This is a genomic window from Cupriavidus sp. JZ107 (genome assembly GCF_053903255.1).
Map to the genome: position 1 here is coordinate 1837501 of NZ_CP096481.1, position 21586 is coordinate 1859086.

Here is a 21586-nt window from a genome sequence, read left to right on the forward strand (position 1 = left end):
CGCGACCCGCGGCGAGATGCGCCGCGCCGTGGCCAGCGCGCTGAGCACGTCGAACCCCGTCACCTTCACCAGCGTGACCGGCACGTCCACATGCTGTCGCAGATAGGCCCCATTCGACCCCGCGGCGACCACTGCGTCGAGCCGCCCTTCCCTGGCCTCCCGCGTGATCGCGGTGGCGGCCGCCTCATAGCCCTTGCCGACCAGCCGAAAGTCGGCCTGCGCCGCATAGGAAGGGATCAGATCGGCAAAGGCGCGCGACAGCCGGCTGATGCCGACCGCCCAGATGCGAGGCCGGCCAGGGGGGATCGGGGTGGCGGGGGTAGTGGGAGTCATCGATGGAAAGATGAAGGCGAATGCCGCAAGCCGCAGCGAGCGGACGAACAAAAGCGGCCACAATAGGACGTTGACGCGCCAACGACGCATTCTGCGCCGCGCGGCGTTGCATTTCAATCGGCGACCATGAATTTCAACATTGAAATGCAACGCAAGCGCCCATAACGCCACCTGTATCGACCAGACTTCCCACAATCCCTTGTCCGGACTGGCCCGACCAGGCCATCCCGCACCGCGCCGCCCTGCTGGCACGCCGCTTGCGCGCTGCCGGCATTCCGCTCACCAGGACGCCACCATGACCCTGACTTCCCAAGACCTGGCCCGCTCGGCGGGCGCCCGTTTCCGCCAGGCCCTGGCCGACGAGAAGCCCCTGCAGGTCGTCGGCACCATCAACGCCAACCACGCGCTGCTGGCCAAGCGCGCCGGCTACCGCGCCATCTATCTGTCCGGCGGCGGCGTCGCGGCCGGCTCGCTGGGCCTGCCCGACCTCGGCATCTCGAACCTCGACGACGTGCTGACCGACATCCGCCGCATCACCGACGTCTGCGACGTGCCGCTGCTGGTCGATGTCGACACGGGCTTCGGCGCCTCGGCGTTCAACGTGGCCCGTACCACCCGCTCGCTGATCAAGTTCGGCGCGGCCGCGATGCACATCGAGGACCAGGTCGGCGCCAAGCGCTGCGGCCACCGGCCCAACAAGGAGATCGTCTCGCAGGACGAGATGGTCGACCGCATCAAGGCCGCGGTCGATGCCCGTACCGACGAGCATTTCGTCATCATGGCGCGCACCGATGCGCTGGCGGTCGAGGGGCTGGACAAGGCGATCGAACGCGCGGTGGCCTGCGTCGAGGCCGGCGCCGATGCGATCTTCCCCGAGGCGATGACCGACCTGTCGATGTACCGCAAGTTCGTCGACGCAGTGAAGGTCCCGGTGCTGGCCAACATCACCGAGTTCGGCGCCACGCCGCTGTTTACGCGCGACGAGCTGGCCGGCGCCGGCGTCGCGATGATCCTCTACCCGCTGTCGGCGTTCCGCGCGATGAACAAGGCCGCGGAGAACGTCTACGCGGCGATCCGCCGCGACGGCACGCAGCAGAACGTGCTGGACACCATGCAGACGCGCGCCGAGCTCTACGAGAGCATCGGCTACCATGCATACGAACAGAAGCTGGATGCGCTGTTCGCGCAAGCCAAGGCCAAGTAACCAGAACAGAGCGAAGCAAGGAGACGACATGTCCGAAGCCACTCCGGCGCAAGCCACCCCGAAGCCCAAGAAATCCGTCGCGCTGTCCGGCGTCGTCGCCGGCAATACCGCACTGTGCACGGTCGGCCGCAGCGGCAACGACCTGCACTATCGCGGCTACGACATCCTCGACGTCGCCGAGACCTGCGAGTTCGAAGAGATCGCCTATCTGCTGGTGCACGGCAAGCTGCCGACCCAGGCCGAACTGACCGGCTACAAGGCCAAGCTGCGCGCGCTGCGCGGGCTGCCCGCCAACGTCAAGGCGGCGCTCGAATGGGTCCCGGCCTCGGCCCACCCGATGGACGTGATGCGCACTGGCGTGTCGGTGCTGGGCACGGTGTTGCCCGAGAAGGAAGACCACAATCTGCCGGGCGCGCGCGACATCGCCGACCGCCTGATGGCCTCGCTCGGCTCGATGCTGCTGTACTGGTACCACTACAGCCATAACGGCCGGCGCATCGAGGTCGAGACTGACGACGATTCGATCGGCGGCCACTTCCTGCATCTGCTGCACGGCCGCAAGCCCAGCGAGCTGTGGGAACGCGCGATGCACACCTCGCTGAACCTGTACGCCGAGCACGAATTCAACGCGTCGACCTTCACCGGCCGCGTGATCGCCGGCACCGGTTCCGACATCTACTCGGCGATCTGCGGCGCGATCGGCGCGCTGCGCGGCCCGAAGCACGGCGGCGCCAACGAGGTCGCGTTCGAGATCCAGAAGCGCTACGACACGCCCGACGAGGCCCAGGCCGACATCACCCGCCGCGTCGAGAACAAGGAGGTCGTGATCGGCTTCGGCCATCCGGTCTACACGACCGGCGATCCGCGCAACCAGGTGATCAAGGAAGTCGCGCGCCGCCTGTCGAAGGACGCCGGTTCGATGAAGATGTTCGACATCGCCGAGCGGCTGGAGACGACGATGTGGGACATCAAGAAGATGTTCCCCAATCTCGACTGGTTCAGCGCGGTCAGCTACCACATGATGGGCGTGCCGACCGCGATGTTCACGCCGCTGTTCGTGATCGCGCGGACCTCGGGCTGGGCCGCGCACATCATCGAGCAACGCATCGACAACAAGATCATCCGCCCGAGCGCCAACTACATCGGCCCGGACAACCTGAAGTTCGTGCCGATCGAGAAGCGCCGCTGATCCGGCAGACGCAAACGGAAGCGGCCGCGCCACGCGCCGCTTCCGCCCCGCAGTCCCAAGACATTCCACGGCGCGCCGAGCACGACCCCGTATCGATCCCCTCCCCATGAATACTGCCTTCCGCAAACCGCTGCCCGGCACGGGCCTGGACTATTTCGACGCACGCGCCGCGGTCGATGCGATCCAGCCTGGCGCCTACGACAAGCTGCCCTACACCTCGCGCGTGCTCGCCGAAAACCTGGTGCGCCGCTGCGACCCGTCGCTGCTGACCGCCGCGCTGACGCAGCTGATCGAACGCAAGCGCGAACTGGACTTCCCGTGGTTCCCCGCGCGCGTGGTCTGCCACGACATCCTCGGCCAGACCGCGCTGGTGGATCTCGCCGGCCTGCGCGATGCGATCGCGGACCAGGGCGGCGATCCGGCCCAGGTCAATCCGGTGGTGCCGGTCCAGCTGATCGTCGACCATTCGCTGGCGGTCGAGCATGGCGGTTTCGACAAGGACGCCTTCGCCAAGAACCGCGCGATCGAGGAGCGCCGCAACGAGGACCGCTTCCACTTCATCGAGTGGACAAAGAAGGCGTTCAAGAACGTCGACGTGATCCCGCCGGGCAACGGCATCATGCACCAGATCAATCTGGAACGGATGTCCCCGGTGATCCATGCGGTCGACGGCGTCGCCTACCCCGACACGCTGGTCGGCACCGACAGCCACACGCCCCATGTCGACGCGCTGGGCGTGATCGCCATCGGCGTGGGCGGCCTCGAGGCCGAGAACGTGATGCTGGGCCGCGCCTCGTGGATGCGGCTGCCCGATATCGTCGGCGTCGAGCTGCGCGGCAAACCGCAGCCGGGCATCACCGCGACCGATATCGTGCTGGCCCTGACCGAATTCCTGCGCAGCCAGCGCGTGGTCGGCGCCTATCTCGAATTCCGCGGCGAAGGCGCGGCCAGCCTGACACTGGGCGATCGCGCGACGATCTCGAACATGGCGCCCGAATACGGCGCCACCGCGGCGATGTTCTTCATCGACGGCCAGACCACCGACTATCTGCGGCTGACCGGGCGCAGCGACGAGCAGGTGCGCCTGGTCGAGAGCTACGCGAAGACCGCCGGCCTGTGGGCCGATACGCTGCAGCACGCCGAATACGAGCGCACGCTGGAGTTCGACCTGTCGACCGTGGTCCGCAACATGGCCGGCCCGTCGAACCCGCACAAGCGCCTGCCGACCACCGCGCTCGCCGAACGCGGCATCGCCGCCAGGCGGGAAGCGGTGCCGGGGCAGATGCCCGACGGCGCCGTGATCATCGCCGCCATCACCAGCTGCACCAACACCAGCAATCCGCGCAACGTGATCGCCGCCGGCCTGCTTGCACGCAACGCCAACGCGCGCGGCCTGACGCGCAAGCCGTGGGTCAAGTCCTCGCTCGCACCGGGCTCCAAGGTCGTGCAGCTGTATCTGGAGGAAGCCGGCCTGCTGCCCGAGCTCGAGCAGCTGGGCTTCGGCATCGTCGCGTTCGCCTGCACGACCTGCAACGGCATGTCCGGCGCGCTCGACCCGGCGATCCAGCAGGAGATCGTCGAACGCGATCTGTATGCGACCGCGGTGCTGTCGGGCAACCGCAATTTCGACGGCCGCATCCACCCTTACGCCAAGCAGGCCTTCCTGGCCTCGCCGCCGCTGGTGGTGGCCTACGCGATCGCGGGCACCATCCGCTTCGATATCGAGCGCGACGTGCTGGGCCACGACCAGAACGGCCAACCGGTGACGCTGAAGGACATCTGGCCGAGCGACGAGGAGATCGACGCGATCGTCGCGCAAAGCGTCAAGCCCGAGCAGTTCCGCAAGGTCTACGAGCCGATGTTCGCGGTGCAGGCCGGCAACGCCGAGACCATCAGTCCGCTGTACGACTGGCGGCCACAGAGCACCTATATCCGCCGCCCGCCGTACTGGGAAGGCGCGCTGGCCGGCGAGCGCACGCTCAAGGGCCTGCGTCCGCTCGCGGTGCTCGGCGACAACATCACCACCGACCATCTGTCGCCGTCCAACGCGATCCTGCCCGACAGCGCCGCCGGCGAATACCTGGCGAAGATGGGCCTGCCCGAGGAAGACTTCAACTCGTACGCGACGCACCGCGGCGACCACCTGACCGCGCAGCGCGCGACCTTCGCCAACCCGACGCTGGTCAATGAAATGGCGGTGGTCGACGGCAAGGTCAAGAAGGGTTCGCTGGCGCGCATCGAGCCGGACGGCAAGGTCGTGCGCATGTGGGAAGCGATCGAGACCTATATGGAGCGCAAGCAGCCGCTGATCATCGTCGCCGGCGCCGACTACGGCCAGGGCTCGTCGCGCGACTGGGCGGCCAAGGGCGTGCGGCTGGCCGGCGTCGAGGCGATCGTCGCCGAAGGCTTCGAGCGTATTCACCGCACGAACCTGATCGGCATGGGCGTGCTGCCGCTGGAGTTCAAGCCCGGCACCAACCGGCTGACGCTGCAGATCGACGGCACCGAGACCTTCGACGTGATCGGCGAACGCAAGCCGCGTGCGGACCTGACGCTGGTCATCCACCGCAGGAACGGCGAGCGCGTCGAGATCGCGGTGACCTGCCGGCTCGATACCGCCGAGGAGGTGTCGATCTACGAGGCCGGCGGCGTGCTGCAGCGCTTCGCGCAGGACTTCCTGGACTCGACCAAGGCGGCCCAGGCGGCGTCCGCCGCATCGGCGGCATGAACGCGGCTCGGCGCCCCACCCTGAATCAGCACGAGGTACCCATGGTTTCCCTTCCCCAGATCCGCATCCCCGCCACCTATATGCGTGGCGGCACCAGCAAGGGCGTGTTCTTCCGGCTGCAGGACCTGCCCGAGGCCGCGCAGTCGCCCGGCCCTGCCCGCGATGCGCTGCTGATGCGTGTGATCGGCAGCCCCGACCCCTACGGCAAGCAGATCGACGGCATGGGCGCGGCCACCTCGAGCACCAGCAAGACGGTGATCGTGTCGCCCAGCACCCGGCCCGACCACGACGTCGATTACCTGTTCGGCCAGGTCGCGATCGACCAGCCCTTCGTCGACTGGAGCGGCAACTGCGGCAACCTGTCGGCCGCGGTAGGCCCCTTCGCGATGGGCGCCGGGCTGGTCGACCCGGCGCGCATCCCGCGCGAGGGCGTCGTGACCGTGCGCATCTGGCAGGCCAATATCGGCAAGACCATCGTCTCGCATGTGCCGATCGTCGACGGCATGGTCAAGGAAACCGGCGACTTCGAGCTGGACGGCGTGACGTTCCCCGCCGCCGAGATCATGCTCGAGTTCATGGACCCGGCCGCCGAGGAGGAAGGCGGCGGCGGCGCGATGTTCCCGACGGGCAACCTGGTCGACGACCTCGAGGTGCCGGGCGTCGGCACGTTGAAGGCGACGATGATCAATGCCGGCATTCCGACCATCTTCGTCAACGCCGATGCGATCGGCTACACCGGCACCGAGCTGCAGGAAGCGATCAACGGCGATCCGAAGGCGCTGGCGATGTTCGAGACCATCCGCGCCTACGGGGCCGTGCGCATGGGCCTGATCCAGAACGTCGACGAGGCCGCGCGGCGCCAGCACACGCCCAAGGTGGCCTTCGTCGCCCCGCCGGCCAGCTATACCGCGTCGAGCGGCAAGCCGGTGCGCGCCGAAGACATCGACTTGCTGGTACGCGCACTGTCGATGGGCAAGCTGCACCACGCGATGATGGGCACGGCGGCCGTGGCAATCGGCACCGCGGCGGCCATTCCTGGCACGCTGGTCAATCTGGCGGCCGGCGGCGGCAAACGCCAGGCGGTGCGCTTCGGCCATCCGTCGGGCACGCTGCGCGTCGGCGCCGAAGCGGCCCAGGTCGACGGCGAATGGGTCGTGAAGAAAGCCATCATGAGCCGCAGCGCGCGGATCCTGATGGAAGGCTGGGTACGCGTACCGGGCGACTGGAACCCCGTTGCCTGATCGCAGTAATGCCGGGGCCGCTGGCCGGCCCCGGCATGTCATGGGTGGCAAGCCATATCCTGGCCGTTAATTGCGTTTCATTGGGATGACCGGCAGGCGGGCGTCCATCGCCATAGCGGCAAACCACGCCTGCCCAGACCTCGCAGGACTCAACCAAACAGCACGCTGTTCATCAACGCCTTGGCCACCACGGTGCCCGCTTCGGGCTGCTCGGCATAGACGGTGATTTCCGTGGCGATCTGCCGCTGGCCGCGGCGCACCACGGTCGCGACGGCGCGCAACGCGGCCGCCTCGGCCGGCGCGACATACTGGATCGACAGCGCGCTGGTCGCCCCGCCGCGGACCTTGTCCGGGTCCGCGCCGGACGCCGCGGCCGCCGCGCCGGCGATATCGATCAGCGTCGCAATGACGCCGCCATGCACCGTCCTGCCGACCGTGACATTGCCCGGGCTGAACGGCAGCACCAGTTCGACATGCTCGGGCGCCAGCACGTCGAGCGCGACGCCGAGCGTGCGGGCGACCGGCGAGCCGATCAGGATTTCCTCGACCATCGCGCGAACGCGGGGGGCGACCTCGGCGTAGGTCCCGGCAGCGGAGAGTGGGGGCAGCGAAGACATCATGCGGGCTCCTGAAAAGAAAATCGTTGGCCTGTCGTGGTGAGTCGATGATGGCAGCCGGCGCGGCGCACGTTCAATTACCCGACAGGTAATCCGCTGGACGACGCGCCCGACTGAATCGCAGCCCAGCGCGCCGGCACCGCCTCACCCCGCCGCTTATAATGGCCGCCTTTGCCTCGCCCAGCCGCCATGCCGCCTACCCGCCCCGACACCGCGTCAAACCCGCTCGCCCTGCCGGACACCGCCGACACCACCGGCACCACCGACGACAGCCTGTTCGACCGCCCCGACAGCCCCTGCATCGGCATCTGCTCGACGCTGTTCGACGAGATCTGCCAGGGCTGCGGCCGCACCGCGATGGAGGTCAGCAACTGGGTCTTCATGAGCGACGCGGAAAAGCAGGCGGTGTGGGAGCGCATCACGCGCGAAGGCACCGCGCGCCGTTTCCAGCGCGACTGAGCGCCAGACGCGTCGAAGCGCCCTCACCGGCTCGCCCCGCTGGTCCGGCGGCCGCCATCGCCCGCCGCGGGCGTCAGCACCAGCGTCTCGAACGCTTTTGCTCCAGCCGGATGCCCGGCACCCCGGATCGTCACGTACTCGCCGCGTGCCCATTGCTCGGTCCAGTCGCGATAGTGCGGCGACAACACGTTGCCGGACTGCCCGGTCGGCGTGATGAAGCGCGAGGCGGACAGATCGGCCAGGTCGTAGATCGCGCGCACGCTGGCGCCATGCACGTTCTCGAACGGCGCCTGCTCGTCGCCGATATTGTGGCGCCCGGCATTGACCGTATAGGTATCCCCGCCGGTCGGCACCTTGACATTGAAGAACCCCGCCAGAGACGGCACCCTGGCGAACGGGCGGTGCTCGGCGCGTGCGGCATGGGCCTGGCCCCAGCGCCAGCGCCGCGGGTCGTCGCCATAGCGCTGCTGCAGATCGGCGATCGCACGTTTCCACGCCGCACCCATCTGGTCGTTGCAGTCCTCGGGGGCAGGCGTCTTCGGATCGTCGCACCAGAAGCGGCCGAGACCGCGCGAGCTGCGCAGGATGTTCAGCATGGCCTGTTGCACATTGCGCTGCTCCCACATGCGCGCGAACACGCCGTCGCCGACCTTGCCCTCGAACATGCCGCGCGACAGCTCGCGCAGCCACGCGGTGGCGACCAGCGGCTCGGTGCGGTCCGCCGACATCGTGCCGTCCCAGCGCGCCAGCGCGGCAAACAGCTCGCGCTCTCGGGCCGGACGCGAGTCGTCGGCGGCAATCGAGGCGCCGAGCAGCAGCGGCAACGCGTCCTTGACCGCCAGCGACAACTCGTCCTTCTGGATCGCCGCGAACGTGTCCAGCGTGTGCGGCCGCCGCGCGGCCAGCAAGGCGCGGATGCGGTCGTGCCGATACGGCACCGTCCATTCGCTGGTCAGGAAGAACGGATAGTCGTCCGGCACGATCTTCTGGTTCGCGGTCACCACCACGCCGCCGGGCGGATTGAAGCTGCGCGGCAGCTTTTCGAACGGGATGAAGCCGCTCCAGTCGTAGCGCGCGTCCCAGCCCGGCGCCGGCGCCAGCCCCTTCAGATCGTTGGCGGCGTTGCGCAGCGGCACGCGGCCCGGCGCGAGAAAGCCGATATTGCCGTCGACATCGGCATAGACCGCGCTCTGCTGCGGCGTGTGGAAGTCGCGCAGCGCCTCGGTAAAGCTGGCCCAGTCGTGCGCGCGGTTCAGCTTCAGCCCGGCCTGCACGGTACGATCGTCCGGCCGCAGCGCCACCCATTGGAACGACACGACATACTGCGCGCCCAGCGGCGCGACGGCGGCGGCAAGCGGCTCGGCGACATCGGAAATCACCGGCCCGTGGCGCGTCGAGCGGACGCGGATCGTCACGTCGGACTGGTCCTTGACCCGGATGGTCTCCTCGCGCACCGCGAAATCGGCCCAGCCGTTGGGCGTCTGGTACTGCTCGGGCCGGCCGGGACGCAGCCGTTCGATATACAGGTCCTGCAGATCCGGCGCGGTATTGGTGAAGCCCCAGGCGATGCGCGGCGTATGGCCGATCACGACCACCGGCATGCCCGGCAGCGTGGCGCCGGTCACGTCGAGTCCCGGCGCGCGCAGCGTCGCGAAATACCACAACGCCGGCGCCTGCAGGCCCAGATGCAGGTCGTTGGCCAGCAGCGGCTTGCCCGAGCGCGTATGGGCGCCGGATACCACCCAGTTGTTCGAGCCCATGCCCTCGACCAGCCCCGGCGGCGCCGCGGCCTCGACGCTCGCCATCGCCGTGGTCAACGGCGCCAGCTGCCGATACAGCGCCGGATAGTCGGGCGTGCGCAACGGCTGCTCGCCCGGATACGGCGCCAGCAGTTCGTTGATGCGCGACAGCGGCAGCGTCTGCGCCAGCCGCATGCGCAGCACCTCGCGGCTCCAGTTGGCGCTCAGGTCCCAGGCCATCATCGTCTGCCAGGCCAGCGTATCGGCCGGCTCCCAGCGCTCCGGCACCGTGCGCAGGATCGCGAATTCGGGCGGCAGCGGGCCCTTGTGGCTGGCGATGCCGGCATTGACGCCGTCGGCATAGGCCTGCAGCGCGGCGCGCGTCTCGGGGGTGCTGGCGGCGAAGGCGGCCTCGGCGTTGCGGCGTACGCCGATGGTGCGCAGGAAGCGATCGGTCGGCAGCGCGCTGGCCCCGAGGATCTCCGCCAGCCGGCCCGACGCGATGCGCTTGTTCATCTGCATCTGCCACAGCCGGTCCTGCGCATGGACGAAGCCGAGTCCGAAATAGGCGTCGAGCGGATCGCCCGCTTCGATGCGCGGAATCGCGTGGCGGTCGCGCACGATCGTGACGCGCCCATGCAAACCCGCCAGCGCGACGGTGCCCGCCACCGCCGGCTGCGACGCCTGCCGATACCAGGCATAGCCGCCGATCGCCGCGGCCAGTACCAGACCCGCCAGGATCACCGTCAGCCATGCCAGCCGCTTGAGCCAATGCATCGCCTGTCCCTCCCCCGTCCAACCGTTCGTTGCGGTGTCGTGCTGTTGTCGATGTGCCGTTGCCGACGTGCTATCGTTGATTATCGTCGACGCAAAAATGCCCGGACAGGCCGGGCATTTCCAAGGCGGTCGGCGCTCAGGCCGCGGGCTTCTTCAGCTGCAGCGCCTTGTACTCGAGGAACTCCTCGAGGCCATACTTGCCGGCCTCGCGTCCATTGCCCGACTGCTTGTAGCCGCCGAACGGCGCCATCATGTTGAACGGGCCGCCATTGATGTCGACCTGGCCGGTACGGATGCGGCGCGCGACGCGGATCGCCCGCGCCTCGTCGCCCGACCACACGCCACCGCCGAGACCATAGACGCTGTCGTTGGCGATGCGCACCGCGTCCTCCTCGGTGTCGTAGCAGATGATCGACAGCACCGGGCCGAAGATTTCCTCCTGCGCGACGGTCGCCTTCGGATCGACGTTGCCCAGCACCGTCGGCTGCACGAAGAAGCCCTTGTCCAGCCCGGCCGGCGGCTCGGTGCCGCCCGCCACCAGCTCGGCGCCCTCGTTGAGCCCGCGCTGGATGTAGCCGGTCACGCGGTCCTTCTGCGCGGCCGAAATCAGCGGACCCAGCCTGGTGGTTTCCTGCAGCGGATCGCCGACGGTAAAGCCCGCCACCACCTTCTTGACGATTTCCTTGACCTCGTCATAGCGGGCCCGCGGCACCAGCATCCGCGTATGCGCCGAGCAGGTCTGGCCGGAGTTCAGGAAACAGGCGTTGATCGTGCCCTTGACGGCGGCCGGCAGGTCAGCGTCGTCCAGGATCACCGAGGCGGACTTGCCGCCCAGTTCCAGCGCGACCCGCTTGACGGTCTGCGCGGCCAGCTCGGACACGCGCTTGCCGGCGCGGGTCGAGCCGGTGAACGACACCATGTCGACCTCGCGATGGCTGGCCAGCACCTCGCCCACCACCGGGCCGTAGCCGGTCACCAGGTTGAACACGCCCGGCGGCAGGCCGGCGGCCTCGATGACCTCGGCCAGCACGAAGGCGTTCAGCGGCGCCACTTCAGACGGCTTGAGCACCACGGTGCAGCCGGCGGCCAGCGCCGGCGCGACCTTCAGCGTGATCTGGTTCAGCGGGTAGTTCCACGGCGTGATGGCGGCGACCACGCCGACCGGCTCGCGCACCACCAGCGAATTGCCGACCTCCTCCTCGAAGGTGAAGGACTCGACCAGCTTGGCGGCCTGGCTCCAGTTGAAGACCGGGCCGCCGACCTGGATCGCGCGGGCCAGCTTGATCGGCATGCCGACCTCCGCCGCGATCAGCTGCGCCAGCTCCTCGGTGCGCGCCTTCAGGCCCTCGGCGATCTTGCGGATATAGTCGGCGCGCTGCTGCGGCGGTGTCGCGGCCCAGCCGTCGAAGGCGGCACGGGCGGCCTGGATCGCGTCCTCCGCATCGCGCGCATGGCCCTCGGGAATCCGGCCCATCACCTCTTCGGTGGTCGAGTGGATGACGTCGATCTGCCCGGTGCCGTGCGGGGTCACCCATGCGCCGTTGATAAACAGTTTGTCTCGTTGCTGCATAGCCACAATTCCTCGGTGAGCCGTCAGGCGTATTGCCCTTCGGTGTTTCCAACCTGATTCAGGTGTTTCAGGGCCTTTGCCGTTGTTATCGATTTTTTCTGTGCCGACATTGTAAAACCGATTTTGTCGGCCGATATCGCTTCGCCGCATCGCGTTCGCCAGGCGCGCGCCAATATGCCGCCGATCATCGCGCGCGCTCAGGACTCGGGCCAGGCCACCGCCCCGGCAACCCGGCCATGAAAAAAGGCCGCAACGCATCAATCGCATTGCGGCCTTCATCGGCTCGCTGGCAGAAACGGAAGCCCGATCAGCCGGCGATACCCTGCGACTCCAGGTATTCGTCGTAGGTGCCCAGATAATCGGTCACCGTACCGTCGGTGCGAATCTCGATGATCCGGGTGGCCAGCGCGCTGACGAATTCGCGGTCGTGCGACACGAAGATCAGCGTGCCGGTGAACTTGTCCAGCGCGATCTGCAGCGACTCGATCGACTCCATGTCCATGTGGTTGGTCGGCTCGTCGAGCGCCAGCACGTTATGGCGGCCCAGCATCAGCTTGCCCCAGATCATGCGGCCCTTCTCGCCGCCGGACAGCACCTTGACCGACTTCTTGATGTCGTCGGCCGAGAACAGCAGCCGGCCCAGCGTGCCGCGCAGCGACTGGTCGTCGTCGCCGGCCTGCGTCCACTGGGTCATCCAGTCCATCAGGTTGGTGTCTTCCGGGAATTCCTCGTAGGTGTCCTGCGGCATGTAGCCGACGTTGGCGTTCTCCGCCCACTTGACGCTGCCGTGGTCGACCTCGATGCCGCGCTGCACGCCGGTCTGCACCGCGCCGTCCAGCAGGCAGCGCAGCAGCGTGGTCTTGCCCGCGCCGTTCTCGCCGATGATCGCGACGCGCTCGCCGGCCTGGATCGACAGCGACAGGTTGTTCAGGATCTGGCGGTCGTAGGCCTTGCTGATGTTCTCCGCGGTCACCGCCAGGTTGTGCAGCTTCTTCTCGAACTCGAAGCGGATGAACGGGTTCTGGCGCGACGACGGCTTGATGTCCTCGACCTTGATCTTGTCGATCTGCTTCAGGCGCGAGGTGGCCTGGCGGGCCTTGGACTTGTTGGCCGAGAAGCGGCGCACGAAGTCCTGCAGCTCGGTGATGCGCTCCTTGGCGCGCGCGTTGGCCGCCATCTGGCGCTCGCGGGCCTGCATCGACGCTTCCATGTAGTCGTCGTAGTTGCCCGGGTAGACCTTCAGCGTGCCGTAGTCCATGTCGGCCATGTGCGTACAGACCGAGTTCAGGAAGTGGCGATCGTGCGAAATGATGATCATGGTGGAATTGCGCTCGTTGAGCACGTGTTCCAGCCAACGGATCGTGTTGATGTCCAGGTTGTTGGTCGGCTCGTCCAGCAGCAGCACGTCCGGATTCGAGAACAGCGCCTGCGCGAGCAGCACGCGCAGCTTCCAGCCCGGCGCGATATTGCTCATCGTGCCCTGATGCTGGTCGGTCGGGATGCCGACGCCCAGCAGCAGCTCGCCGGCGCGCGCCTCGGCCGTGTAGCCGTCGTATTCGGCGTACTTGGCCTCAAGCTCGGCGGCCTTCATGTAGTCTTCGTCGGTCGCTTCCGGGTTCGCGTAGATCGCGTCGCGCTCCTGCGCCGCGGCCCACATCTCGGTATGGCCCATCATCACCACGTCGAGCACGCGCATGTCTTCATAGGCGAACTGGTCCTGGCGCAGCTTGCCCAGGCGCACGCCCGGTTCCAGCATCACGTTGCCGGCGCTCGGCTCCAGGTCGCCGCCGAGGATCTTCATGAAGGTGGACTTGCCGCAGCCGTTCGCGCCGATCAGGCCGTAGCGGTTGCCCTCGCCGAACTTGACCGAGATATTCTCGAACAAGGGCTTGGGGCCGAACTGCATGGTGATGTTTGCGGTAGATAGCACGTCGAAGAACCTTTTGGAATGCGGTGTAGCGGTGATGGCGGCCGGTGAAGGCGGCAAATCGGCGAAGCTGCCGACGGCGTGCCGCATGGCGCGGCGGGCTGGGCCAACGGAGCGACCGTGGCGCGTGGCCGGACAGGCCTGGGCCCTTCACCTCGCGAAGAATCGGAGATTTTACCATTCCTCGCGCCATCGGGCGCGAGGACGGCGGCGAGTGGCGAGGCCGGGCTGCGAGGGAGCCTGCGACCCGCGCCGGGTGCCGGGTGCGATGCTGCGGGCGCTCGGCGGGACGCTCAGGCCGGACGGGCCAGCAACGGGTGCCCCGACATCGTCAGCGTGAAGCCATCCGCCGTGGCCCGCAGCGCGCCCTGCCCGCCGACCGGCAGCGTCAGCTTGCGCGGGCAGTGGCCGAACGGCAGCCCGGTGACGATCGGCACCGGCAGGCGCTCGCGCAGATAGGCCACCACGGCCGGCAGGTCGTAGCCATTGTCGTAGTCGCTGACGCGGTAACTGGAGAAATCGCCCAGCAGGATCGCGCGCTGCGCGGCGAGCACGCCGGCCTGCTCCAGCTGCAGCAGCATGCGCTCGACGCGGTACGGCGGCTCGTTGACGTCCTCGAGGAACAGGATGCCGCCATCGACCTGCGGCAGGTACGGCGTGCCCAGCAGGCTGCACAGCATCGCCAGATTGCCGCCCCACAGCGTGCCCGCGACCTCGCCGGAGAACGGCTGGCCGCCGTCCTGCGGCGCGTCGATGTCGACGGTATAGGACGACGCGCGCAGCAGGCCCTCGAAATGCCGCCACATGAAGGCATCGACCGGCTCGGCGCCGAAGTCGGCCAGCAGCATCGGACCGGCCAGGCTGATGCCGCCCGCCTTGGCCAGATACGCCAGCTGGAATGCCGTGAAATCGCTGTGGCCGACGATCGGCGTGGCCGCGCGGCGCGCCTGCGCGGCGATGCGGCCGAAATCGATGCGCGGCAGCAGACGCGCCAGGCCGTAGCCGCCCCGCACCGCCAGCGTCAGCGCGCCGGAAGCCCCGGTACCGATGCCATGCAGGTCGGCCAGCCGCTCGTCGTCGGTGCCGCCGAAACGCTGATGGCGGCGGTCCAGCACCTCCGGGTTGGCGACGCGGTAGCCGTGCGCCTGCAGCCAGTCGCACCCGCGGGCGGCAACGGCCATGTCGTGGGGATAGCCGGAGGGTGCGATCAGGCGGACTTCGATGGGCGCGTTCATGCGTCGGGCGTTCCCTGCGGATCGGATGACGGGTCGGTGGCGGAGCCGTTGCCAGGCTCGGTGACAGCCTGCCCGCCGGCGCGGTCGGCCTTCTGCGCGCGCCGCCGCGCCCGGAAGAAGTCGCGCAGCAGCTGGCCGCACTCGTCGGCCAGCACACCGCCGCGGATCGTGGTCTGGTGATTGAGCCGCGCCTCGGCGAACAGGTCGAGCACGCTGCCGGCGGCGCCGGTCTTCGGATCGGTGGCGCCGAACACCACGTGACGCAGCCGCGCGTGCAGCATTGCCCCGCTGCACATCGCGCACGGTTCGAGCGTCACGTACAGATCGCACTCCGGCATCCGGTAATTGCCGACCACCTGCGCGGCCGCGCGCAGCGCCTGCATTTCGGCATGGGCAGACGGATCGCGCGAACGGATCGGCAGGTTGTGGCCGCGAGCGATGATCGCGTCGTTCCAGACCACCACCGCGCCCACCGGCACCTCGCCGGCCGCCTCGGCCAGGCGGGCCTCCTCCAGCGCGGCGCGCATGAAGCGCTGGTCGCGCGCATCGGCCAGCGGGCCCTCGAACGGCGGCGTGGCGATGGCTCCGGTAGCGGCGATAGGCGATGGCGGCGGCGTGTCTGTCATCGGCGGGTCATCGGCGGGTCATCGTCGAGTCGGTTGTCGGCACCTAGGCGGTCGGATCAAGCCGGATCAATCCTGCGCCGGCGCGATGGCGGGCGCGGTGACCTCGGCCCAGCAGTTCGGCGTTTCGAACAGCACCAGGCGGGTCAGCTGCAGATGGTGGCCGAAGCAGTCCTTGAACACCGGCGCCAGCATGTCGAAGGCGATCTGCGCCAGGTTCTCGACGGTCGGAATCGCGTCGAGCACCACCGTCTTGTGCCCCTCCATGCCGCGCAGGAATTCGAGCAGCGCGGTGTCACCGCGATGGATCAGGAAGGCGTGGTCCCACTTGTCGACCAGATGCTGGTTGGCCAGCGCCTTGATGTCGCTGAAATCCAGGATCATGCCTTCGTCGGCCGCGCCCTCGCGATGCAGCACCTCCCCCGACAGCGTCAGGTCGAGCCGATATCGGTGGCCATGGATATTGCGGCATTGGCCGCCATGGTTGGGGATGCGGTGGCCGGCGTCGAATTCGAGGCGGCGCGTGATCGAGACTTGCTTGTTCATGAAGGCCGGTGCCGGGACCCGTGCGGCGAATGCCTAGCGGATGCCCAGCAGCTTGTGGGTTTGCAGCGAAAGACGCCAGCGCGGATGGCGCTGGCAGAAATCGACCGCGAGGGCGGTATTCTCGCGCGCCAGCGGGCCATCCATCGGCTGCACGAGGAAATAGCGGAAATCCAGCGCCTCGTATGCCGCGAAGTCCTGGCCGGGCTGCGGAATCACGACCTTGAGCTCGTCGCCGCGCGTGACCACCAGCTCGGCGCCCATCTTCGGGCTGACGCAGACCCAGTCGATGCCGTCCGGCACCGCGATCGTGCCGTTGGTCTCGATCGCAATCTCGAAGCCCTGCGCGTGCAGCGCGTCGATCAGCGGCGCATCGAGCTGCAACAGCGGCTCGCCGCCGGTGCAGACCACCAGCGGGCGGCCGCCCGCGCCTTGCGGCCACTGCGAGGCCACCTGCGCGGCCAGTTCCTCGGCGCTGCGGTATTTGCCGCCCAGCGTGCCATCGGTGCCGACGAAATCGGTATCGCAGAAGCGGCAGATCGCCTGCTCGCGGTCCTGCTCGCGGCCGGTCCACAGATTGCAGCCGGCGAAGCGGCAGAACACGGCGGCGCGGCCCGCGTTGGCGCCCTCGCCCTGCAGCGTGTAGAAGATTTCCTTGACGGCGTAAGTCATGCTCGGGGTCGTTTCGACCTGTCTGTTCGACCGATGGTTTCGAACTGGATGGTGGCGTCGGATGGTGCCCTGGCTATGCCAGCCCTTCTGCTGCCATGCAGGGGCGGATGCCGGTGCGGCTGGCCCTGGCGGAGGCGTTTCCGGTCGCGCGGGGAAACGCGACAGTATACCAAAGACGTCTCAATGCCGCACACGCCTGGCCGGCGGGCGGTCCGAGGGCTGGCGCGGGGCGTCGTCCTGCATCCGCGCCGACAGAAAGTCCAGAAAGCAGGCAATGCGCGCCGACAGCTGGGTGTTCAGATAGTAGACCGCATGGATGGGCTGGCGCACGTCGAGGGTCTCGCGCGGAAACAGCTGCACCAGGTCGCCGCGGGCCCGATCCTGCGCCGTCATGAAATCGGCCAGGCACACCACGCCCTGGCCGGCCAGCGCCAGCTGCCGCAGCGTCTCGCCGCTGGAGGCCGACACCGCCGGCGTGATCTCGACATCGTTGCCGGCCTCGTCGCGCAGCGGCCAGCGGTTCAGGCTGTCGGGCTGCGTGAAGCCAAGCAGGCTGTGGCCGGCCAGCTCGTCCACCGAGCGCGGCCGCCCGTACGCCTTCAGGTAGGCGGGGCTGGCCAGCACCCGCAAGCGGCTGTGGCACAGCGGCCGCGCGTGCAGCGTCGAATCGCGCAGCGCGCCGATGCGGATCGCGACATCGGTGCGGTGCTCCAGCAGATCGATGATCTGGTCGCTGCTGTGCAGCTCCAGCTCGATCTCGGGATAGGCGCGGCGGAAGTCGTCGACCAGCGGCACCACCACATGGAGCATGAACGGCGAGGCGGCGTTGATGCGCAGCTTGCCAGCCGGCTTCTGCCGCCGCAGCGCGATCTGGTCCTCGGCCTGGTCCACCGCGCCGAGGATCGCGCGGGCATGCGCCAGCAACGCGGCGCCCTCCTCGGTCAGCTCCAGCCGGCGCGTGGTCCGCCGCAGCAGCGCGGTGGACAGCTTGTCCTCGAGCCGGGCCAGCGCCCGGCTGACGCCCGAGACGGTCTGGCCGAGCTGGTCGGCCGCGGCGGTGATCGAACCGCTGTCGACCACGGTGACGAAGGCCAGCAATTCTTCCAGGGTCATTTTCATGTCGGGTTTCCTGCGGGATCGAATCGCACCCGCTCCCAGCCGGGCCGATCCGGGTTTGCCGCGATTATTGACTACCGATCAAATATTTTCTGCATATTAACGGATTAATCGGCAAGCCGGCGAGGGTCACAATGCGGGCCATTCCACTCCCCCATACCCGATCCCTGATACCTGGAGGCCATCATGCCCCTTGCCCTGTTGGCGCTGACGATCAGCGCATTCGCCATCGGCACGACGGAGTTCGTCATCGTCGGCCTGATTCCCACCGTCGCGGCCGACCTGCACGTGTCGCTGCCTTCCGCCGGCCTGCTGGTCAGCCTGTACGCGCTCGGCGTCGCCGTCGGCGCCCCACTGCTGACCGCGCTGACCGGCCGCCTGCCGCGCAAGACCTTGTTGTTGTCGCTGATGGCGCTGTTCACGCTCGGCAATCTGCTGGCATGGCAGGCGCCGGGCTACGGCTCCCTGGTGCTGGCCCGCGTGCTGACCGGCCTCGCCCACGGCGTGTTCTTTTCGATCGGCTCGACCATCGCGACCGGACTGGTGCCGCGCGAGAAGGCCGCCAGCGCGATTGCGATCATGTTTACCGGCCTGACCGTCGCGCTGGTGACCGGCGTGCCGCTGGGCACCTTCATCGGCCAGCATTTCGGCTGGCGCGAGACCTTCCTCGCCGTCTCCGCGCTCGGTGTGGTCGCCTTCGTCGGCAGCCTGCTGTTCGTGCCGTCCGGCATCCGCCATACGCCGCCCGCGTCGCTGATGCAGCAGGCCCGCGTGCTGGCCGAACCGCGGCTGTTGCTGGTCTATGCGAAGACCGCGATCGGCTACGGTGGCTCGTTCATCCCCTTCACGTTCCTCGCACCGATCCTGCAGGACGTGTCCGGCTTTGACGCGGGCGCGGTCAGCCTGGTGATGCTGGTGTACGGCCTGTCCGTCGCCGCGGGCAATATCTGGGGCGGCCGCCTGGCCGACCGCCACGGTCCGATTCCGGCGCTGAAGACGATGTTCGTGCTGCTGGCCGCGGTACTGCTGGTGCTGAACTTCACCGCGCCGCACCGTTGGCTGGTGGTGGCGACGGTGCTGGCCTGGGGCGCGGTTGCGTTCGGCAACGTGCCGGGCCTGCAGGTCTATGTCGTCAAGCAGGCCGAGCGTTTCACGCCGCAGGCGGTCGACGTCGCCTCCGGCCTCAATATCGCCGCGTTCAATCTCGGCATCGCCGGCGCGGCGTGGGCCGGCGGCCTGATCGTGACGCACCTGGGCCTGATGCATACGCCGTGGATCGGCGCGCTGGTGGTGCTGGTCGCGCTGGGCCTGACGGTCTGGAGCGGCCGCCTCGATCGCGCCGATGGCGTGGTCCATCGCGGCGGCGGCACCGCCGGTGCGATGTCGCACTGACCGGCCGCGCGAACTGGCGGGGCGGCGCCAATCGAAACGCCGCCGCACACGCCAAATCTGCACCGCTTCCCGGCCAATGCTGCAAGCCTCTTCTGCCCTTCCCCGCGGATGTGACGCATGCCATCACGGCATGCAACTTGCGTCGCGCTAGCCCGTCTGCGCGCAAGACAGAACGAACGCCGGGCGACGCCCGGCGATATCACACATCCTGGAGAGACAGCATGAAAGCAACGACCTTGGCAGCAGCGCTTGCTGCTTGCCTGGCGCTCGCGACCGGCGCGGCCCTCGCGCAAGGCGGCGGGGCGGGAAGCGGCAGTGGCGGCGGCAGCGGCGGCAGCAGCAGCGGTGGCGGCAGTGCCGGCGCCGGACCGAGCACGACCCCCGGCACGGGGACCAGCGCCACAGGCTCGGGCAGCACCAGCGGCAGCGGTGGCACCTCGGGTTATCAGTCCGGCGGCGGTTCGGGCAGCAAGAGCGGCGCCAGTGCCCCGCGCGGGCGTTCCGGCAGCGGCAGCGGTGGGACCGGTGGCACCGGCACCGGCTCAGGAATGGGCTCCGGCAGCCCGGGAAGCCCCGGCAGTTCCGGCAGTTCCGGCAGCACGGGCACCTCGGGCTCGGGCGGTACCGGTACCGGTAGCGGCGGGCTTGGCACCGGCGGCATGGGTTCCGGCGGCGCGGGCGGCTCGGGCGGGACCAGCGGCGGCTCCGGCGGCCGCTAAGCCAGACGCCAGCGCGCCGGCAACGGCGCGCTGGCTTGTCCTTGGGCCGCGCTCAGGTCTCGCTCAGGTCTCGCTCAGGTCTCGCTCAGGCCGCGGCCAGCTGCAACACCCGCATCGCCTCGGCCGCCTCGCGGCGCAGCGCCTCAAGATCCAGTCCCACGATCGCACCGTCCTGCACGACCTGGCGTCCGCGCACGAAGACGTGGCGCACCGGCGTCGGTTCGCCCGCCGCCACCGGCGCGGCGGCGACGTCGTGAAAGCCGTGGAAGCGCAGGCCGCTGACGTCGTAGATCGCCAGGTCGGCCGACTGGTCCGGCGCCAGCGTGCCGATCCGCGGCAGGTCCAGCACCGCGGCACCCCCGGCCGTGCCCCAGTGAATCACCTCCTCCACCGTCGTCTGTGCGGCGCCGCCGACCGCGCGGTGCACCAGCCAGGCGAAGTTGGCCTCGTGGACCATGCTGCCCGACTCATTGGAGGCGACGCCGTCCACCCCGAGCGAGATGCGCACGCCGGCATCGGCCAGCGCGCGCACCGGCGCCACGCCGCTGCCCAGCCGCGCGTTGCTGACCGGACAGTGCGCCATGCCGGTACCGGTCGCGGCCAGCATGCGGATCTCGTCCGGCGACAACGTGACCAGATGCGCGAACCAGACGTCCGGGCCCAGCCAGCCGTGCTCGCCGACGAATTCCACCGGCGCGCAGCGATATTTCTCGCGGCAGAAGCGCACGTAGTTGTCGGTCTCCGACAGATGCGTATGCAGGCGCAGGCCGAGACCGCGGCCGAACTCCGCCAGCTCGCGCAGCATCGCGGGCGGCAGCGAGAACGTCGGCGTCGTCGGCGCCACCGCGACGCGGCGCATCGCATCGCCGGCGGGGTCGTGATAACGCGCCTTCAGCCGTTCGATGTCGGCCACCATCTCGTCGAGCGTCTCCGGCACCAGCGCGGTCTTGGACATGCCGGGATGGTCGGCCGCCGACTGGATCGCGCCGCCGCGGCACAGCACCAGCCGCAGCCCCATATCCGCGGCCGTCTCGAACAGCAGGTCGCCGGTCTCGGCGCCATGGCCGTGGTGATAGAGGTAGTGATGATCGGCGCAGGTGGTGGTGCCCGACAGCAGCAGCTCGGCCATGCCGAGCCGCACCGCGGCGCGCAGTACCTCGGGCGTGAAGGCCGCCAGGCGCGGATACGGCACCGCCGCGAGCCAGGCCTGCAGATCGGCGTTGATGCCGGCCGGCACGGCCTTCAGCAGGTTCTGGAACAGATGGTGGTGCGTATTGATCCAGCCGGGATACACCACGGCGCCCTGGACGTCGAGCACGCGTTCGCCGGGCAGCGGCGCGAGCCCTGGCGCGATCTCGGCGATGTGGCCGTCGCGGATGCGGATATCGGCCGCGCCGGCGCGCGCCGCCGGACCGGCCAGGCCCGTCATGACCGCAGCGGCGCCGCGGATCAGCAGGTTCTCGCGCGGGTTGTCCCGCGAGTCTTCGTTGTTGCATTGGACT

General features: G+C 68.8%; 18 protein-coding genes (1 of these 18 cut by a window edge). 7 read left to right on the forward strand and 11 right to left on the reverse strand.

Annotated features, from left to right (window positions below):
* A protein-coding gene (gene prpR, locus M1D55_RS17730) for a propionate catabolism operon regulatory protein PrpR (RefSeq protein WP_456281439.1) crosses the window boundary here: on the reverse strand, positions 1 to 333 show its 5' portion. Its footprint begins 1638 nt before the window's first position; 333 of the gene's 1971 nt are visible here — the first part of the coding sequence; its start codon is at positions 331 to 333; its stop codon lies beyond the left edge, outside the window.
* 295 nt (positions 334 to 628) lie between these two features.
* Between prpR and prpB the strand changes: the two genes are divergently transcribed.
* The 4 genes from prpB to prpF all read left to right on the forward strand — a co-directional run bounded on the left by prpB (position 629) and on the right by prpF (position 6695).
* A complete protein-coding gene (gene prpB, locus M1D55_RS17735) occupies positions 629 to 1537 on the forward strand; it encodes a methylisocitrate lyase (RefSeq protein WP_456281440.1) in 909 nt (302 codons plus the stop codon).
* Positions 1538 to 1565: 28 nt separating this feature from the next.
* On the forward strand, positions 1566 to 2726 hold the full coding sequence (prpC, locus tag M1D55_RS17740) for a bifunctional 2-methylcitrate synthase/citrate synthase (RefSeq protein ID WP_023263919.1): 1161 nt from the start codon (positions 1566 to 1568) through the stop codon (positions 2724 to 2726).
* Between the two features lie 106 nt (positions 2727 to 2832).
* Positions 2833 to 5454 (forward strand): Fe/S-dependent 2-methylisocitrate dehydratase AcnD, encoded by a 2622-nt coding sequence (gene acnD, locus M1D55_RS17745; protein ID WP_456281441.1) that lies wholly within the window; start codon positions 2833 to 2835, stop codon positions 5452 to 5454.
* A 41-nt stretch (positions 5455 to 5495) separates the two neighbouring features.
* Positions 5496 to 6695, forward strand: coding sequence for a 2-methylaconitate cis-trans isomerase PrpF (gene prpF, locus M1D55_RS17750; RefSeq protein ID WP_456281442.1), 1200 nt, complete (start codon positions 5496 to 5498; stop codon positions 6693 to 6695).
* 149 nt (positions 6696 to 6844) lie between these two features.
* Here prpF and M1D55_RS17755 read toward each other — a convergent pair whose 3' ends face one another.
* On the reverse strand, positions 6845 to 7315 hold the full coding sequence (locus M1D55_RS17755) for a PaaI family thioesterase (RefSeq protein WP_064577058.1): 471 nt from the start codon (positions 7313 to 7315) through the stop codon (positions 6845 to 6847).
* Between the two features lie 186 nt (positions 7316 to 7501).
* Here M1D55_RS17755 and M1D55_RS17760 point away from each other — a divergent pair, with 186 nt between their 5' ends.
* Complete coding sequence (locus M1D55_RS17760; RefSeq protein WP_456281443.1) at positions 7502 to 7771, forward strand: DUF1289 domain-containing protein; 270 nt, start codon at positions 7502 to 7504, stop codon at positions 7769 to 7771.
* A gap of 23 nt (positions 7772 to 7794) precedes the next feature.
* Here the strand turns inward: M1D55_RS17760 and M1D55_RS17765 are convergent, their stop codons facing one another.
* The 8 genes from M1D55_RS17765 to M1D55_RS17800 all read right to left on the reverse strand — a co-directional run bounded on the left by M1D55_RS17765 (position 7795) and on the right by M1D55_RS17800 (position 17976).
* Positions 7795 to 10287, reverse strand: coding sequence for a penicillin acylase family protein (locus M1D55_RS17765; protein ID WP_456281444.1), 2493 nt, complete (start codon positions 10285 to 10287; stop codon positions 7795 to 7797).
* A 136-nt stretch (positions 10288 to 10423) separates the two neighbouring features.
* Positions 10424 to 11857: an aldehyde dehydrogenase family protein gene (locus tag M1D55_RS17770; RefSeq protein WP_006578737.1), complete on the reverse strand. Its 1434-nt coding sequence runs from the start codon at positions 11855 to 11857 to the stop codon at positions 10424 to 10426.
* A 307-nt stretch (positions 11858 to 12164) separates the two neighbouring features.
* A complete protein-coding gene (locus tag M1D55_RS17775) occupies positions 12165 to 13787 on the reverse strand; it encodes an ABC-F family ATPase (protein WP_232206936.1) in 1623 nt (540 codons plus the stop codon).
* Between the two features lie 290 nt (positions 13788 to 14077).
* Complete coding sequence (gene ldcA, locus M1D55_RS17780; protein WP_456281445.1) at positions 14078 to 15019, reverse strand: muramoyltetrapeptide carboxypeptidase; 942 nt, start codon at positions 15017 to 15019, stop codon at positions 14078 to 14080.
* Positions 15016 to 15645 (reverse strand): tRNA adenosine(34) deaminase TadA, encoded by a 630-nt coding sequence (gene tadA, locus M1D55_RS17785; RefSeq protein ID WP_456281446.1) that lies wholly within the window; start codon positions 15643 to 15645, stop codon positions 15016 to 15018. Before tadA ends, ldcA begins: the two co-directional genes overlap by 4 nt.
* Positions 15646 to 15711: 66 nt before the next feature.
* Entirely contained in the window at positions 15712 to 16188 is a 477-nt protein-coding gene (queD, locus tag M1D55_RS17790; RefSeq protein ID WP_064577062.1) for a 6-carboxytetrahydropterin synthase QueD, read from the reverse strand.
* Between the two features lie 33 nt (positions 16189 to 16221).
* Positions 16222 to 16857 carry a 7-carboxy-7-deazaguanine synthase gene (queE, locus tag M1D55_RS17795; RefSeq protein ID WP_064577063.1) on the reverse strand — a complete coding sequence of 212 codons (636 nt, stop codon included), beginning with the start codon at positions 16855 to 16857 and terminating at the stop codon, positions 16222 to 16224.
* A gap of 180 nt (positions 16858 to 17037) precedes the next feature.
* Positions 17038 to 17976 (reverse strand): LysR substrate-binding domain-containing protein, encoded by a 939-nt coding sequence (locus tag M1D55_RS17800; RefSeq protein WP_456281447.1) that lies wholly within the window; start codon positions 17974 to 17976, stop codon positions 17038 to 17040.
* Positions 17977 to 18159: 183 nt separating this feature from the next.
* Here M1D55_RS17800 and M1D55_RS17805 point away from each other — a divergent pair, with 183 nt between their 5' ends.
* Together M1D55_RS17805 and M1D55_RS17810 are read left to right on the forward strand one after the other, a co-directional pair.
* Entirely contained in the window at positions 18160 to 19365 is a 1206-nt protein-coding gene (locus tag M1D55_RS17805; RefSeq protein WP_064577065.1) for an MFS transporter, read from the forward strand.
* A gap of 221 nt (positions 19366 to 19586) precedes the next feature.
* Positions 19587 to 20084 (forward strand): hypothetical protein, encoded by a 498-nt coding sequence (locus M1D55_RS17810; RefSeq protein WP_156526604.1) that lies wholly within the window; start codon positions 19587 to 19589, stop codon positions 20082 to 20084.
* A gap of 85 nt (positions 20085 to 20169) precedes the next feature.
* Here the strand turns inward: M1D55_RS17810 and M1D55_RS17815 are convergent, their stop codons facing one another.
* Entirely contained in the window at positions 20170 to 21513 is a 1344-nt protein-coding gene (locus M1D55_RS17815; protein ID WP_064577143.1) for an amidohydrolase family protein, read from the reverse strand.
* Positions 21514 to 21586: the final 73 nt, after the last annotated feature.